Origin of the sequence: Mycobacterium yunnanensis (genome assembly GCF_025823185.1) — a bacterium.
GTDB classification, from domain to species: Bacteria; Actinomycetota; Actinomycetes; order Mycobacteriales; family Mycobacteriaceae; genus Mycobacterium; species Mycobacterium yunnanensis.
In genome coordinates, this window is the sequence record NZ_JACKVK010000013.1 from 466829 (window position 1) to 481583 (window position 14755).

Sequence of the window (14755 nt, forward strand, 5' to 3'; positions counted from 1 at the left end):
CGGATATTCTCGTTGCAAATGTCAGCCACCTCCACCCCCGGGGCGAGCACGCGGCCCCGCCGCGCGCACCTCCCCACCCTGACCCAGCTGCAGTACCGGCTGGCCAGCGGCAAGACCACCTCCGTCGACCTCACCACCCGATCGTTGGAGGCGATCGAAGCCAGCCAGTCCACGCTCAACGCCTTCCGGGTCGTCATGACCGAGCAGGCGCTCGCCGACGCCGCAGCGGCGGACCGCAAACGCGCTGCAGGACAATATCTCCCCCTGTTGGGCATCCCCATCGCGGTGAAGGACGACGTCGACGTCGCCGGGGTGCCCACGCGCTTCGGCGCTTCCGGTGAGGTGTCGCCGGCCACGGCCGACGCCGAGGTGGTCCGGCGACTGCGCGCGGCGGGTGCGGTCATCGTCGGCAAGACCAACACCTGCGAGCTCGGACAGTGGCCGTTCACCAGCGGGCCGGCGTTCGGGCACACCCGCAATCCCTGGTCGGCCGCGCACACGCCGGGCGGGTCGTCGGGCGGCAGCGCCGCGGCGGTGGCCGCCGGACTGGTCACCGCCGCCATCGGATCCGACGGTGCGGGCAGCGTTCGGATCCCGGCGGCCTGGACGCATCTCGTGGGCATCAAGCCGCAGCGCGGCCGGATCTCGACCTGGCCGCTACCCGAGGCGTTCAACGGGATCACCGTCAACGGCGTGCTGGCCCGTACGGTCGCCGACGCCGCACTGGTCCTCGACGCCGCGTCGGGCAACTCCCCCGGCGACCGCCACCAGCCACCGCCGGTGACCACGGCCGAGTACGTCAGCCAGCCCCCGGCCCCGCTCACGGTGGCAATGTCAACGAAGTTTCCCTTCACCGGCTTTCGCGCCACTCTGCACCCCGAGATTCGAGCCGCACTGGAGAGGATGGCCGGACACCTCGAACACCTCGGCCACACCGTTCGTCCCGCCGACCCCGACTACGGGTTGCGCACGTCCTGGAACTTCCTGTCCCGGTCGACCTCGGGACTGCTGGAGTGGGCGGAACGACTTGGACCCGGGGTGACGTTCGACCGGCGCACGGTCGCCAACCTGCGGATGGGACGGCTGCTGTCGGAGAAGATCCTGCGCGACGCCCGGGCACGCGAGGCCGAGTCCCGACGTCGAATCGGGTGGATCTTCAACCTCGCCGACGTCGTGCTCGCCCCGACGACGGCGCTGCCACCGCCGAGGGTCCACGACTTCGACCGGCGCGGCGGGTTGTCGACCGACCGCGCGATGATCCGCGCCTGCCCGGTGACCTGGCCGTGGAACCTGCTCGGCTGGCCGTCGGTCAACGTCCCGGCCGGGTTCACCTCCGACGGACTGCCGATCGGTGTTCAGCTGATGGGTCCGGCCGGCAGCGAACCGCTACTGGTGGCGTTGGCGGCCGCGCTCGAGGCGAGCGGCGCCTGGCGCGCCGACGAACCCGCGGTCTGGTGGGGCACGCCGGAGGCGGCCCGAGGATAGGGAAACACCCGATATGTCCGGCCGCGCGTCGCCCCTAGCCTGGGCCGCGTACCGGACGACATCGGAGGACGCCATGAAGATCACCCGTTCCACCTGCCTGGTTGCCGCGGCGACGGCGTCGGCGACCGTCGTCGCCGGGGCCGTCACCCTCAACGTCATGACGCCTGCGGTCGCCGACCCGCTCCCCTACGGCCCGGACACCTGCGTGCAGGGATTCGTCTGGCGCGAGGCGCGACCAGGTGACACCGTCTGCGTGACGCCCGGCGTCCGCGACGCGATCGCCGCCCAGAATGCCAACGCCGGTGCGAACAAGGACCCACAGGCAGGTTCCGGGCCGGAATCCTGTTCGCAGGGCTACGTCTGGCGCGAAGCGTTCGACGGTGACACCATCTGCGTCACCCCGGCGGTCCGTAGCGCGACCCTGGCCGACAACGCCGCGGCCGCGTCCCGCAAGCAGACCAACGTGCCCCTGCCGACGACGTTCGCGGCGCCAGCGCAAGCCGGTGGCAAGGTGGTCTTCGAAGTCACCGGGCCGGGTGAGGTGTTCAACATCGTCACCGATCCCGACGGCACCTTCGTGGGCGACCACACCCCACTGCCCTTCTCCAGGTCCATGACCATCGGACCCGACACGCACCTGTTGCAGGTGGTCGCCACCGGTCGCGACAACCCGGGTCCAGGTTGCCGAATCGTGTTGAACGGCAAGGTCGTCGCCCAGCAACCAATCGGCGGCAGCGCGCACTGCATCTACGCGCTGCCCGGCTAGCTCAGGCTAGATGTTCTTCGCGCAAGCGCTCAGCTCAGGCTAGATGTTCTTCGCGCAAGCGCTCAGAAGCCAAGCCGGCCAAGCTGTTTCGGGTCACGCTGCCAGTTCTTGGCGATCTTGACCCGCAAATCCAAGTAGACCTTGGTGCCGAGCAGCGTTTCGATCTGCTGCCTGGCCGCCGTCCCGACCTCACGCAATCGCGCCCCGCCCTTGCCGATGACGATGCCCTTCTGGGAGTCCCGTTCCACGTAGAGGATCGCGTGGACATCAATCATCGAGCTGAGGTCTCCGTTTTTGTCTCGGTACCCCTCGCGCTGCTCCACCTCGTCGATCACGACGGCCAGGGAGTGGGGCAGCTCGTCGCGAACACCCTCCAGCGCGGCCTCGCGAATGAGCTCGGCCATGAGGACTTCCTCGGGCTCGTCGGTCAACTCGCCGTCGGGGTAGAACGCGGGGCCGGGTGGCAGCTGCGCGGCGAGCACCCCGGTGAGGACGTCGACCTGTTCCCCCGAGACCGCCGACACCGGCACGATTTCGGCGGCGCCGCCGGTCAGCTCACCCACGGCGAGCAGCTGCGCGGCGACCTTCTCCTTGGACACCTTGTCGACCTTGGTCACCACGACGGTCAACGCGGTCCGCGGCGCGACGGCCCGAATCTGTTCGTAGATCCAGCGGTCCCCCGGGCCGATGGCTTCGTCGGCGGGGATGCAGAACCCGATCACGTCGACCTCGGAGTAGGTCGCCTTGACCAGTTCGTTGAGCCGCTCCCCCAGCAGGGTCCGCGGCCGGTGCAGGCCCGGGGTGTCGACGAGGATGATCTGGAACTCCGGGCGGTGCACGATGCCGCGGATCGTGTGCCGCGTGGTCTGCGGGCGGTTCGAGGTGATCGCGACCTTGGCACCCACCAGAGCGTTGGTCAGCGTCGACTTTCCGGTGTTGGGTCGGCCGACGAAACAGACGAAGCCGGAGCGGAATTCGCTCATTGGTCGTCTTCCTCCCGCTCGGTGGGCTTGACCAGGACGGTGCCGATGCGCAGCCGGCCGCGGTGGTCCCGGCCGCCCTCGGCGCGCAGGCGCAACGCGTCCCAGGTCACCTCGACACCAGGCAGCGGCACCCGCCCCAACTCGTGGGCCAGCAACCCGCCGACCGTGTCGACGTCGAGATCGTCGTCGAGTTCGAGCTCGTAGAGTTCGGCGAGATCCTCCAGCGGCAACCGCGCGCTGACGCGAAACTGCTTGTCGCCCAGCTCTTCGACGGGCGCGACCTCGTCGGTGTCGTATTCGTCGGCGATCTCCCCGACGATCTCCTCGAGCACGTCCTCGATCGTGACCAGCCCGGCGATGGCGCCGTACTCGTCGACCAGCAGCGCCATGTGGTTGCGGTCCTTCTGCATCTCGCGCAGCAGGGCGTCTAGGGGCTTGGAGTCGGGAACGAACACCGGCGGGCGCATGACCTCGCCGACGCGGGTGTCGACGCCCCCGTTGCTGTAGTAGGTCTGCTCGACGAGATCCTTGAGGAACACCACGCCGACGACGTCGTCGACGTTCTCGCCGATCACGGGCAGCCGCGAGTGCCCGCTCCGCACCGCCAACGACGTGGCCTGCCCGGCCGTCTTGTCGCTTTCGATCCACACCATCTCGGTGCGGGGCACCATCACCTCACGGGCCAGGGTGTCGCCGAGTTCGAAGACCGACTGGATCATGCGGCGCTCGTCGTCGGCGACGACGCCGCGCTGCTGGGCGAGGTCGACGACCTCGCGTAGTTCGATCTCAGAGGCGAACGGGCCGTTGCGGAAACCCACACCCGGCGTCAGCGCGTTGCCGATCAACACCAGCAGTCGGCTGATGGGGGTCAGCAGCACCGAGATCGCCTGCAGCGGAAGGGCTGCGCCCAACGCGATGGAGTAGGCGTGCTGCCGTCCGAGCGTGCGTGGCCCCACGCCGATGGCGACGAAGCTGACCACCACCATGATCGCGGCGGCCGCGAGCAGCCCCCACGTCAGCCCGAGATCCTCGTAGAGGAAGGCGACCAGCAGGACGGTCGCCGCAGTCTCGCAGGTGATGCGCAACAGCACGATGAGGTTGACGAAGCGGGGCCGGTCCTCGACCAGACGGGCCAGCCGAGGGGCGCCGGGCCGTTCCTCGCGGACCATCTCCTCGATTCGCGCGATGGACACCGTGCTGATGGCGGCGTCCACGGCGGCGAATACGCCGCCGAGTGCGATGAGCGCGAGAGCGCCGACGAGAGAGGCTAGTCCGGTCACGGTTCGTCGAAGAACTGGGACTTGTCCAACAGTCTGCGATCCTTCTCGCTTTGGCGGTCCTGGTGGTAGGCGGCGACCTGGTCGGCCACCCATTCCTCGAGCAGTTCGCGCTGAAGGGCGAACATCTCCTTCTCCTCGTCCGGTTCGGCGTGGTCGTACCCCAAGAGGTGCAGCACGCCGTGCACGGTGAGCAGGGCAAGTTCTTGACCGAGCGAATGTCCGGCCTTCTCAGCCTGTTTGGCCGCGAACTCGGGACACAGCACGATGTCGCCCAGCATCGACGGCCCGGGCTCCGGGGCGTCGGGACGACCGCCTGGTTCCAGCTCGTCCATGGGGAAGCTCATGACGTCGGTCGGTCCCGGCAGGTCCATCCACCGCATGTGCAGATCGGCCATGGCGGGGGTGTCGAGCAGCACCATCGACAGCTCTGCGCCGGGGTTCACGTCCATCTTCGAGATGACGAACCGTGCGACGCTGACCAATTCGTTCTCGGCGACGTCGACGCCCGATTCGTTGGACACCTCGATGCTCATCGGCGCGGCCTCCCCGTACCCGAGCGGCGCTCGGCCCGGTTCAGCGCGGGCGCCTCGGACCTGGCGTAGGCGTCGACGATCTCGGAGACCAATCGGTGCCGCACCACGTCGGCGCTGGTGAGCTCGGAGAAGTGGATGTCGTCGATGCGGTCGAGGATTTCCATCGCGGCGCTCAGACCCGACTTGGCGCCGTGCAGGTCGACCTGGGTGGAGTCACCGGTGACGACGATCTTCGAGCCGAAGCCCAGGCGGGTGAGGAACATCTTCATCTGCTCGGGCGTGGTGTTCTGTGCCTCGTCGAGGATGATGAACGCGTCGTTGAGCGACCGGCCGCGCATGTAGGCCAGCGGCGCCACCTCGATGACGCCGGCGCTCATCAGCTTCGGGATCAGCTCCGCGTCCATCATGTCGTGCAGCGCGTCGTACAGCGGCCGCAGGTAGGGGTCGATCTTCTCGCTCAGCGTGCCAGGCAGAAAGCCAAGGCGCTCACCGGCTTCCACCGCGGGCCGGGTCAGGATGATGCGGGACACCTGTTTGGTCTGAAGGGCGTTGACCGCCTTGGCCATCGCCAGGTACGTCTTGCCGGTGCCCGCGGGACCGATGCCGAACACGATGGTGTGGGCGTCGATCGCGTCGACGTAGCGCTTTTGGTTGAGCGTCTTGGGCCGGATCGTCTTGCCCCGCCGCGACAAGATGTCCAGCGTCAGGACGTCGGCGGGTGACTCGTTGCCGGTACCGGTGACCATTCCGACGCTCGTCCGGACGGCGTCGGGGGTGAGAGTCTGCCCGCGCGACACCACGGCGATCAGCTCGGTCATCACGCGTTCGGCGACCGCCACGTCGGCGGATTCGCCGGACAGCGTCACGGCATTGCCGCGCACGTGGACGTCGGCGGTCAGCAGGGCTTCCAGGGCGCGCAGGTTCTCGTCGGCCGAACCCAGCAGACCCACCATCAGGTCGGGCGGAACACTTATGTTGCTACGCACGGTGCTGTCCGAGGCGGTGCTGTGGGGAGCGGCGGTCGTCTCGCGGGGCGTCACGTGGTGTTCAGTGCCTGCTTTCCGTGCTCAGATATGTGCTGCTACTGCCGACAGCTTACCGCTGGTCACCACGCCACCTCAAAGGACGAGTCGACCCAACGAAGAAGGGGCACCCGTGCTGGGTGCCCCTTCGTCGAGTGGTGCGTGTCAGCGGCTCTGCTGCACGGTGTTGTCGGCGTGGGCGATGTTGACGGCCGGGAGTACCGACTTGACCTTGCGGTCGTGGTCGACACCGGCGGAGTAGCCGGGCATTTCCAGCACCGGCAGCGTTTCGGCGGATGCGGTCGCTTGCATCGGAGCGGCGACCCCAAGAATGCCCGCAGCAAAGCCGCTGGCAACGAGGGTGGCAAGTCCGATCTTCTTCGTGTTCTTCATTTCTTCTTTCGTGCCCTCTGTGGTGAAGTCGACCGGCGGTGGAGCCATCCGACCGGTCTGCTTGCACGAACGCACTGATCAGACGATTAATTCCGGTAGAGAAGAAACCTGGACGTTTCGCGGCGATGACGATCACATCAACCAGCGCGACGTCAGGACGCCGAGTGCGCCAAGCGTCACTGCGGCCGCCGATGTGGTCCGCAGCACACTGGGACCGAGCCGCACGGCGGTCGCCCCGGCGTCGGTCAACACACGCAGCTCGTCCTCGCCGATGCCGCCTTCGGGGCCGATCAGCAACATCAGCGAGCGGGCCTCGGCGACGCCGGCTGCCGCCAGCGGGACGGTCGCGGACTCGTGCAGCACCAGCACCGTCGTCCCGTCGACGACCGATCGCACGTGCGCGGCCAGCTCCTTGGTCGACATCAGCGTGGTGACCGGCGGGACGTGCGGTCGGCGGGACTGCCGGGCGGCTGACCGGGCCACCGCCTGCCAGCGCCGCAGTCCCTTCTCGACCTTGGCCGCTCCGTCCCACCGGGCCACGCAGCGATCCGACTGCCACGCGATGAACGCGTCGGCGCCCGCCTCGGTGGCCAGTTCCACCGCCAACTCCGAGCGGTCCGACTTCGGCAGAGCCTGCACGACCGTGACGTCGGGGGCGGACGGCGCGACGACGCGCCTGCTCAGCACGCGGGCGGTCAGTGAGCCCTTGGCGACGGCGTCGACGACGACGTGGGCGACCGTGCCCGTCCCGTCGCCGAGGTCGAGTTCCTCACCGACACGGAGGCGGCGCACGGAGGCGGCGTGAAAGCCCTCGTCACCGTCCACGGCGACGAGAGCGCCGACCTCGGGGACCGCGTCGACGTAGAACAGTGCGCGACTCACGGCGGCCCGGCCTGGCTAGCGGCCGGTGAACGTCTCGCGCAGCCGGCTGAACAAACCTCCGCCGCCGGGTGCGGCCTGCGTCGACTTGACCTCCGCCACGTCGCGGACGCGGTGCTCCTTGAGCTTGCCCAGAAGCTCGGTGTCCTGGTGATCGAGCCGCGTGGGAACGACGACCTCGATGTGGGCGTGCAAATTGCCCCGCACGCCGGACCGCACGTTGGGCATCCCGTGGCCACGCAGGGTCGTGACCGAGCCCGGCTGCGTTCCTGGGGCGACGACGATGTCGGTGTCACCGTCGAGGATCGCGTCGACCGAGACCGTGGTGCCCAGCGCCGCGTCCACCATCGGCACGGACACCGTGAAGTGCAGATCGTCGCCGTCACGAACGAAGACGTCGTGCGGGGTCTCGTGCACCTCGACGTGGAGATCACCCGCGGGGCCGCCGCCGGGGCCGACCTCGCCCTGGGCCGCCAGCCGCACCCGCATGCCGTCACCGACGCCGGGCGGGATCTTGACGCTGATGTCGCGGCGCGCGCGCACCCGCCCGTCACCGCCACAACGGTGACACGGGTCCGGGATGACCTCGCCGACGCCCGCGCACACCGGGCAGGGGCGCGAGGTCATGACTTGACCGAGCAGGGAACGCTGGACGGACTGCACCTCACCCTGGCCACCGCAGGTGTCGCAGGTGACGGGCTTGGAGTCGCCGTGGGTGCCCTTGCCCTGGCACAGGTCGCACAGGATCGCGGTGTCCACGGTGACGTGCTTGGTGACGCCCGTCGCGCACTCGGCCAGATCGAGTCGCATCCGCAGCAGGGAGTCCGCCCCAGGACGCACCCGGCCGACCGGACCGCGACCCCCGCCGCCGCCACCACCGAAGAACGCCTCGAAGACGTCACCGAGGCCACCGAAGTTGGCCCCGCCGAAGCCGTTTCCGAATCCACCCGCCCCGGCGCTCTCCATCGGGTCCCCGCCGAGGTCGACGATGCGCCGCTTCTCCGGGTCGCTCAGCACCTCGTAGGCGACGCCGATCTCGCGGAACTGCTCCTGTGCCGACGCGTCGGGGTTGACGTCGGGATGCAGCTCGCGCGCCAACTTGCGATAGGCGCGCTTGATCTCCGAGTCGCTCGCGCCCTTGCTCACTCCAAGCAGGCCGTAATAATCGCGTGCCACGCCAAACCCTTCTTAGCTTCGTGAATCCGCAGTCGCCGTCGTTCCCGGGGCCTAGCGGGCGCCCAGGACTTCACCTATGTACAGAGCAACCGCGGCGACGTTGGAGATGGTTCCCGGATAGTCCATCCGAGTGGGACCCACCACACCCATTCCGCCGAACACCTTGCCCGAGCTGCCGTAGGTGGTGCTCACGACGGACGTCCCCGCCATCTGCTCGGCCGCGGTCTCGTGTCCGATGCGCACCGTCACCTTACCGGCCTCCTCCTGAGCGGCCAGCAAGCGCAGCACCACGACCTGCTCCTCCAGTGCCTCCAGCACCGAACGCAGGGATCCACCGAAGTCGGCGGTGTTTCGCGTCAGATTGGCGGTGCCGCCGAGCAGCAAACGCTCCTCGGAGTGCTCCACCAGGGTTTCGACGAGCACTGTGGCCGCCCGCCCCACCGCGTCGCCGAGAACGCCGTGACCGACGAGCTGTGAGGCCAGGTCCGAGACCGCGACCGACGCGGCGGTGATCGGCTTGCCCTCCAGCGCCTGCCCGAGCCGTTCGCGCAGCGTCGAGAGTTGTCCGTCGTCGATGGCGTCGCCGAGTTCGACGATCCGCTGGTCGACGCGGCCGGAGTCGGTGATCACGACCAAGAGCAGGCGCGCCGGCGTGAGGGCGACGACCTCGAGGTGACGCACCGAGGACGTGGACAGGGTCGGGTACTGCACGATCGCGACCTGGCGGGTCAGCTGAGCGAGCAGCCTGACCGCCCGACGCAGGACGTCGTCGAGGTCGACGCCCGATTCCAGGAACGTGAGGATCGCGCGGCGCTCGGCCGACGACATCGGCTTGACGTCGTCGAGGCGGTCGACGAATTCGCGGTAGCCCTTCTCGGTGGGCACCCGACCCGAGCTGGTGTGCGGCTGGGTGATGTACCCCTCGGCCTCCAGAACGGCCATGTCGTTGCGCACGGTGGCACTGGACACGCCGAGGTTGTGGCGTTCGACGAGGCTCTTCGAACCGATCGGCTCCTTCGTGGAGACGAAGTCGGCGACGATGGCGCGCAGCACCTCGAAACGACGATCATCTGCAGTACCCATGGTTCACCTCCCAGTCGTCGTCATTTTACGTCGCCCAGCAGCGCCGACGCGCCGCACCGCCGCGCGGTGCCAACCGGTCGGTCAACAGATAGCCTGACGACGTGCTCACCGGGACGCGACGATGATCTTCAAGGGCGTCCGCGACGGCAAGCCGTATCCCGAGCACAACCTGTCCTACCGGCAATGGGCGCAGATCCCTCCCCGGCAGATCCGGCTCGACGAGTTGGTCACCACCACCACCGTGCTGGAGTTGGACCGTCTGCTCTCCGAGGATTCGACGTTCTACGGCGACCTCTTCCCCCACGCCGTCCGGTGGGAGGGCAACGTGTACCTCGAAGACGGTGTGCATCAAGCGGTCCGGGCCGCGCTGCGCAACCGGGCCGTCCTGCACGCACGGGTCTACGACATGGACTTCCCGCTCGATCAGCAGCCCTAGCGGCTCAGGCCAGTAGTTCGCGCACGACGGCGTCGGCCAACAGCCTGCCGCGGTCGGTCAACACCATCGCCTCGCCCCGGTCCACTAGCAGGCCGCTGCGGCACAGCTCCTCGGCCCGCGACCGTTCCTCGGCGTCGAGCAGGCTGACCGGCAAGCCGCCGCGCAACCGCACCGTCAGCATGACGTCCTCGGTGTGCCGTTCGGGCGCGCTGAGCTCCTCGCGACCGCCGACGGGCAATTCGCCACGGGCCAGCATACCGGCATAGGCGTTGGGATGCTTGACGTTCCACCATCGCGCGTCGTCGGTGTAGCCGTGCGCCCCCGGGCCGGCCCCCCACCATTCGCCACCGTCCCAGTAGCCGAGGTTGTGCCGGCACTCCCCACCCGGAAGGCTCCAGTTGGACACCTCGTACCAGTCGAAGCCCGCCGCGGAGAGGCGGGCGTCGAGCAGTTCGTAGCGGGCGGCGAGCACGTCGTCGTCGGGTGCGGGCAGTTCGCCGCGGCGCACCCGTCTCGCCAACGCGGTGCCCTCCTCGACCACCAGGGCATACGCCGAGACGTGGTCGACGCCGGCTCCAATCGCCGCGTCCACCGAACGGGCCAGGTCGTCGTCGCTCTCCCCCGGCGTGCCGTAGATGAGGTCGAGGTTGACGTGCTCGAAGCCCGCGGCCCGGGCGTCGGCGGCAGCGGCCAGCGCCCGACCCGGCGAATGCACCCGGTCCAGCGCGGCCAGCACGTGCGGCGCCACCGACTGCATGCCCAGCGAGATCCTGGTGAAGCCGGCCGTGCGCAGGCGGTCGAGCAGTTCCGGGGTGGTCGACTCCGGGTTGGCCTCGGTGGTGACCTCCGCGTCGACGGCCAACGAGAAGTTGGCCTGCACCGCGTCCAACACCGCGGCCAGCCGCTCCCCGCCGAGCATCGTCGGGGTGCCGCCGCCGACGAACACCGTGGCCACCTCGGGCACCGAGCCGCGGGCCGACAGCTGGCGGGCCGCCAATTCGAGCTCGAGCTTCATCGCCTCGAGCCAGCCGTCGGGATTCGCACCACCCAGTTCGGCCGGGGTGTAGGTGTTGAAGTCGCAGTACCCGCAGCGGGTCGCGCAGAACGGGACGTGGACGTACACCCCGAATGGGCGCGCCGCAGAACGTCCGGTGAGCATCGGTCCAGTCTTCCAGAGCCGAATTATGCTCGTGGTGAGCGCAAGACTTGGCCGGTTGGGGTCCATGGCGGGCTTCATGGCAGAATGGCGAGCGTGACTGCCGCCCGGACTTCCACCCGCGTTTCGCTGGTGTCCCGTCGGCACGTCGACTTCAAGCGCGTATGCACCTGTTGTTGTCTGCCTTGACGCCGTAGACCTGTCCACCTGTAATTCAGCTGGCCGCCGGATCTGCGCCGCCGGACAGCCACCGGTGACGACGCGCGATTCCTACGCTGGCTCCCTCGAGAGGGGCCATCCGCATGACCCAAGCCGACGCCAAGCCCGTAAAGCGACCCAAGGGCGAAGGCCAGTGGGCGCTCGGATACCGCGAGCCGCTCAACGCCAACGAGCAGGCGAAGAAGGACGACAACCCGCTCAACGTTCGCGGGCGCATCGAGAACATCTACGCCAAGGGCGGCTTCGAGAGCATCGACAAGGGCGACCTGCGCGGACGTTTCCGCTGGTGGGGCCTCTACACGCAGCGCAAGCCCGGCTACGACGGCACCTGGACCGGTGACGACAACACCGACATGCTCGAAGACGAGTTCTTCATGCTGCGGGTGCGCTCCGACGGCGGTGCGCTGACCGCGGCGGCGCTGCGCGCCCTCGGCGGCATCTCCACGGAGTTCGCCCGCGACACCGCCGACATCTCCGACCGGCAGAACGTGCAGTTCCACTGGATCCGGGTCGAGGACATGCCGGAGATCTGGCGGCGCCTCGACGAGGTCGGCCTGCAGACCACCGAGGCCTGCGGCGACTGCCCCCGCGTCGTGCTCGGCTCGCCGCTGGCCGGCGAATCGCTCGACGAGGTCATCGACGGATCCCCCGCCATCGACGAGATCACCAAGCGCTACATCGGCAAGCCCGAGTACTCCAACCTCCCGCGCAAGTTCAAGACCGCGATCTCGGGCCTGCAGGACGTGGTGCACGAGATCAACGACGTCGCGTTCATCGGCGTCGAGCACCCCGAGCACGGTCCCGGTTTCGACCTGTGGGTCGGCGGTGGCCTGTCGACCAACCCGATGCTGGGCCAACGCGTCGGCGCGTGGGTGCCGCTCGACGAGGTGCCCGACGTGTGGGAGGGCGTGGTCAGCGTGTTCCGCGACTACGGCTACCGCCGCCTGCGCGCCAAGGCTCGGCTGAAGTTCCTCATCAAGGACTGGGGCATCCCCAAGTTCCGCGAGGTCTTGGAGACCGAGTACCTCAAGCGTCCGCTGTTGGACGGACCCGCGCCGACGCCGGTGCCGCGGCCCATCGACCACGTCGGCGTACAACGCCTCAAGAACGGCCTCAACGCCGTCGGCGTCGCCCCGATCGCAGGCCGCGTCTCGGGCGCGATCCTGACCAAGGTCGCCGACCTCGCCGAGGCCGCCGGCTCGGACCGGATCCGGTTCACGCCGTACCAGAAGCTCGTCATCCTCGACGTGCCCGACGATCAGCTCGACACCTTGCGCGACGGGCTGGACGCGCTGGGGTTGCCGTCCAAGCCGTCGCATTGGCGGCGAAACCTGATGGCCTGCACGGGAATCGAGTTCTGCAAGCTGTCGTTCGCCGAGACGCGGAGCCGCTCGCAGCTGCTGGCCCCGGAGCTCGAGACGCGTCTGGAGGACCTCAACGCTCAACTCGACGTCCCCGTGACGATCAACATCAACGGCTGCCCGAACTCGTGCGCCCGCATCCAGATTGCCGACATCGGGTTCAAGGGCCAGATGGTCGACGACGGAAACGGTCCCGAAGAGGGCTTCCAGGTGCACCTGGGCGGCAGCCTGGGCCTGGACAGCGCGTTCGGCCGAAAGCTGCGTCAACACAAGGTGACCAGCACCGAGCTCGGTGACTACATCGAGCGGGTGGTCCGCAATTTCGTGAAACAAAGGGAGGACGGCGAGCGTTTTGCAACGTGGGCCGTTCGGGCCGATGAAGCTGATCTTCGATGAGCGCTCGCGCGAAGAGTGTGAAGTCGATGAGCCGCTTGCGCGAAGACAGAGGACAGAGGTAGCGATGACAGACGTGATGACCGAGACCGACCTGATCGCCATCGCCGAGCGCGGCGCGGCCGAACTCGACGGCGCGAGCCCCGACGAGCTGCTGCGGTGGACCGACGAGACGTTCGGCGGTGATTACGGAGCCGGGCTGCCGGCGACATCGGGATACGTCGTGGCGTCGAACATGCAGGACGCGGTCTTGGTGGCGATGGCCGCCAAGGTGCGCCCCGGCGTGGACGTGCTGTTCCTCGACACGGGCTACCACTTCGCCGAGACGATCGGCACCCGCGATGCCGTGGAGGCCGTCTACGGGGTCAACGTGGTCAACGTCACGCCCGAGAACGACGTGCCGAAGCAGGACGAACTGTTCGGCAAGAACCTGTTCGTCACCGATCCGGCGGCCTGCTGCCGCATGCGGAAGGTCGAACCACTTGGCAAGGCGCTCAAGGGCTACTCGGCGTGGGTGACCGGGATCCGCCGCGTCGAATCGCCGACGCGGGCCAACGCCCCACTGATCAGCTACGACAAGGCCTTTGGGCTCGTGAAGATCAACCCCATCGCCGCCTGGTCCGACGACGACATGCAGGCCTACATCGACGCCAACGACGTCTTGGTCAATCCGCTCGTCTTCGAGGGCTACCCGTCGATCGGGTGCGCACCGTGCACGGCGAAGCCCATCGACGGCGCCGATCCCCGCAGCGGTCGCTGGGCCGGTCTGTCGAAGACGGAGTGCGGGCTTCACGCCTCGTGACGGTCGATGGCTGACCCCGCTCTGATCCTCGCGGCCCACGGCAGCGCGGACCCCCGCTCACCGGAGGTGGCGCACGCGCTGGCCGGCCGCATCCGCCGGCTGCGGCCCGGACTCGAGGTCCGTGCTGCATTCCTGGAGAAGTCGCAGCCCTACGTCGGCGACGTGCTGTCCGACCTCGCGCGGTGCGGTGCACCCGCGGTGGTGGTCCCGATGCTGCTGGCCAGCGCCCATCACGCCAGGGTCGACCTGCCGGCGGTGATCGAGGAGTCCGGCGCGACCGTCGAGGTCGCCGAAGCGCTCGGCGAGGACCCCGACCTGGTCACGCTGCTCGGACAACGCGTGACCGCCGCCGGGGCGCCGGCCGACCGTCGCGACGTGGGGGTCGTGGTGGTCGCTGTCGGATCGTCGAGTGCGGCCGCCAACGCCAGGACGGCGACACTGGCGGACGCGCTGACCGCTCGGACGCGATGGGCAGCGGTGGAGGTGGCCTTCGCCACCGGCCCGCATCCGACCGTCGCCGAGGCCGCGACCCGGCTTCGGAGCAGGGGCGCACGACGTCTCGTCGTCGCACCGTGGTTCCTGGCCCACGGCCGCATCACCGATCGCGTCGCCGCCACGGCCGCCGAGCTCGGCATCCCGATGGCCGAACCGCTCGGGTCCCACAACCTGGTCGCCGCCGCCCTGCTCGACCGCTACGACGCCGTGCGGCTGGCCCGCGTCGCCGCCTGATTCGTCGGCGGTTTGCCGTCGGCCTCACCGGGGCGACGGCTCGGCCGCTATCGGCAAGT

At 68.9% G+C, this 14755-nt stretch carries 15 protein-coding genes; 6 read left to right on the plus strand and 9 right to left on the minus strand.

The features are described 5' to 3' along the window. Window positions 1–18: 18 nt before the first annotated feature. Together H7K45_RS25870 and H7K45_RS25875 are read left to right on the plus strand one after the other, a co-directional pair. Window positions 19–1485 carry an amidase gene (locus tag H7K45_RS25870; RefSeq protein ID WP_263998934.1) on the plus strand — a complete coding sequence of 489 codons (1467 nt, stop codon included), beginning with the start codon at window positions 19–21 and terminating at the stop codon, window positions 1483–1485. A gap of 73 nt (window positions 1486–1558) precedes the next feature. Next, complete coding sequence (locus tag H7K45_RS25875; RefSeq protein ID WP_263998935.1) at window positions 1559–2251, plus strand: hypothetical protein; 693 nt, start codon at window positions 1559–1561, stop codon at window positions 2249–2251. A 62-nt stretch (window positions 2252–2313) separates the two neighbouring features. Here the strand turns inward: H7K45_RS25875 and era are convergent, their stop codons facing one another. The 8 genes from era to hrcA all read right to left on the minus strand — a co-directional run bounded on the left by era (window position 2314) and on the right by hrcA (window position 9600). Next, window positions 2314–3234, minus strand: coding sequence for a GTPase Era (era, locus tag H7K45_RS25880; protein WP_263998936.1), 921 nt, complete (start codon window positions 3232–3234; stop codon window positions 2314–2316). Beyond that, window positions 3231–4514, minus strand: coding sequence for a hemolysin family protein (locus H7K45_RS25885; protein ID WP_263998937.1), 1284 nt, complete (start codon window positions 4512–4514; stop codon window positions 3231–3233). The genes era and H7K45_RS25885 overlap by 4 nt, the downstream gene beginning before the upstream one ends. After that, window positions 4511–5047, minus strand: a complete 537-nt coding sequence (gene ybeY / locus H7K45_RS25890) for an rRNA maturation RNase YbeY (RefSeq protein ID WP_263998938.1) — start codon at window positions 5045–5047, stop codon at window positions 4511–4513. Before ybeY ends, H7K45_RS25885 begins: the two co-directional genes overlap by 4 nt. Beyond that, window positions 5044–6087: a PhoH family protein gene (locus tag H7K45_RS25895; RefSeq protein WP_263998940.1), complete on the minus strand. Its 1044-nt coding sequence runs from the start codon at window positions 6085–6087 to the stop codon at window positions 5044–5046. Before H7K45_RS25895 ends, ybeY begins: the two co-directional genes overlap by 4 nt. A 147-nt stretch (window positions 6088–6234) precedes the next feature. Then, window positions 6235–6510 (minus strand): hypothetical protein, encoded by a 276-nt coding sequence (locus H7K45_RS25900; protein WP_263998941.1) that lies wholly within the window; start codon window positions 6508–6510, stop codon window positions 6235–6237. A gap of 84 nt (window positions 6511–6594) precedes the next feature. Further along, the gene (locus H7K45_RS25905; protein ID WP_263998942.1) at window positions 6595–7344 is read right to left on the minus strand and encodes a 16S rRNA (uracil(1498)-N(3))-methyltransferase; all 750 of its coding nucleotides are present in this window, start codon (window positions 7342–7344) and stop codon (window positions 6595–6597) included. 15 nt (window positions 7345–7359) lie between these two features. After that, the gene (gene dnaJ, locus H7K45_RS25910; RefSeq protein WP_263998943.1) at window positions 7360–8517 is read right to left on the minus strand and encodes a molecular chaperone DnaJ; all 1158 of its coding nucleotides are present in this window, start codon (window positions 8515–8517) and stop codon (window positions 7360–7362) included. A 51-nt stretch (window positions 8518–8568) separates the two neighbouring features. Further along, entirely contained in the window at window positions 8569–9600 is a 1032-nt protein-coding gene (hrcA, locus tag H7K45_RS25915) for a heat-inducible transcriptional repressor HrcA (RefSeq protein ID WP_263998944.1), read from the minus strand. 121 nt (window positions 9601–9721) lie between these two features. On the opposite strand from hrcA, the gene H7K45_RS25920 reads away from it, so the two are divergent. Continuing rightward, window positions 9722–10036: a type II toxin-antitoxin system VapB family antitoxin gene (locus tag H7K45_RS25920; RefSeq protein WP_263998945.1), complete on the plus strand. Its 315-nt coding sequence runs from the start codon at window positions 9722–9724 to the stop codon at window positions 10034–10036. Window positions 10037–10040: 4 nt separating this feature from the next. Here the strand turns inward: H7K45_RS25920 and hemW are convergent, their stop codons facing one another. Continuing rightward, window positions 10041–11195 (minus strand): radical SAM family heme chaperone HemW, encoded by a 1155-nt coding sequence (gene hemW, locus H7K45_RS25925; protein ID WP_263998946.1) that lies wholly within the window; start codon window positions 11193–11195, stop codon window positions 10041–10043. 299 nt (window positions 11196–11494) lie between these two features. Between hemW and H7K45_RS25930 the strand changes: the two genes are divergently transcribed. From H7K45_RS25930 to H7K45_RS25940, 3 genes are all read left to right on the plus strand, one after another. After that, window positions 11495–13168, plus strand: a complete 1674-nt coding sequence (locus H7K45_RS25930) for a nitrite/sulfite reductase (RefSeq protein WP_263998947.1) — start codon at window positions 11495–11497, stop codon at window positions 13166–13168. A gap of 64 nt (window positions 13169–13232) precedes the next feature. Continuing rightward, window positions 13233–13967 (plus strand): phosphoadenylyl-sulfate reductase, encoded by a 735-nt coding sequence (locus H7K45_RS25935; protein ID WP_263998948.1) that lies wholly within the window; start codon window positions 13233–13235, stop codon window positions 13965–13967. A gap of 6 nt (window positions 13968–13973) precedes the next feature. Beyond that, on the plus strand, window positions 13974–14696 hold the full coding sequence (locus H7K45_RS25940) for a sirohydrochlorin chelatase (RefSeq protein ID WP_263998950.1): 723 nt from the start codon (window positions 13974–13976) through the stop codon (window positions 14694–14696). Window positions 14697–14755: the final 59 nt, after the last annotated feature.

Bases quoted from the DNA above. Each gene is read 5' to 3' on its own strand.
- H7K45_RS25870 (WP_263998934.1), top strand. From the start codon at position 19: ATGTCAGCCACCTCCACCCCCGGGGCGAGCACGCGGCCCCGCCGCGCG.
- H7K45_RS25875 (WP_263998935.1), top strand. From the start codon at position 1,559: ATGAAGATCACCCGTTCCACCTGCCTGGTTGCCGCGGCGACGGCGTCG.
- era (WP_263998936.1), bottom strand. From the start codon at position 3,234: ATGAGCGAATTCCGCTCCGGCTTCGTCTGTTTCGTCGGCCGACCCAAC.
- ybeY (WP_263998938.1), bottom strand. From the start codon at position 5,047: ATGAGCATCGAGGTGTCCAACGAATCGGGCGTCGACGTCGCCGAGAAC.
- H7K45_RS25900 (WP_263998941.1), bottom strand. From the start codon at position 6,510: ATGGCTCCACCGCCGGTCGACTTCACCACAGAGGGCACGAAAGAAGAA.
- hrcA (WP_263998944.1), bottom strand. From the start codon at position 9,600: ATGGGTACTGCAGATGATCGTCGTTTCGAGGTGCTGCGCGCCATCGTC.
- H7K45_RS25920 (WP_263998945.1), top strand. From the start codon at position 9,722: ATGATCTTCAAGGGCGTCCGCGACGGCAAGCCGTATCCCGAGCACAAC.
- hemW (WP_263998946.1), bottom strand. From the start codon at position 11,195: ATGCTCACCGGACGTTCTGCGGCGCGCCCATTCGGGGTGTACGTCCAC.
- H7K45_RS25930 (WP_263998947.1), top strand. From the start codon at position 11,495: ATGACCCAAGCCGACGCCAAGCCCGTAAAGCGACCCAAGGGCGAAGGC.
- H7K45_RS25935 (WP_263998948.1), top strand. From the start codon at position 13,233: ATGACAGACGTGATGACCGAGACCGACCTGATCGCCATCGCCGAGCGC.
- H7K45_RS25940 (WP_263998950.1), top strand. From the start codon at position 13,974: ATGGCTGACCCCGCTCTGATCCTCGCGGCCCACGGCAGCGCGGACCCC.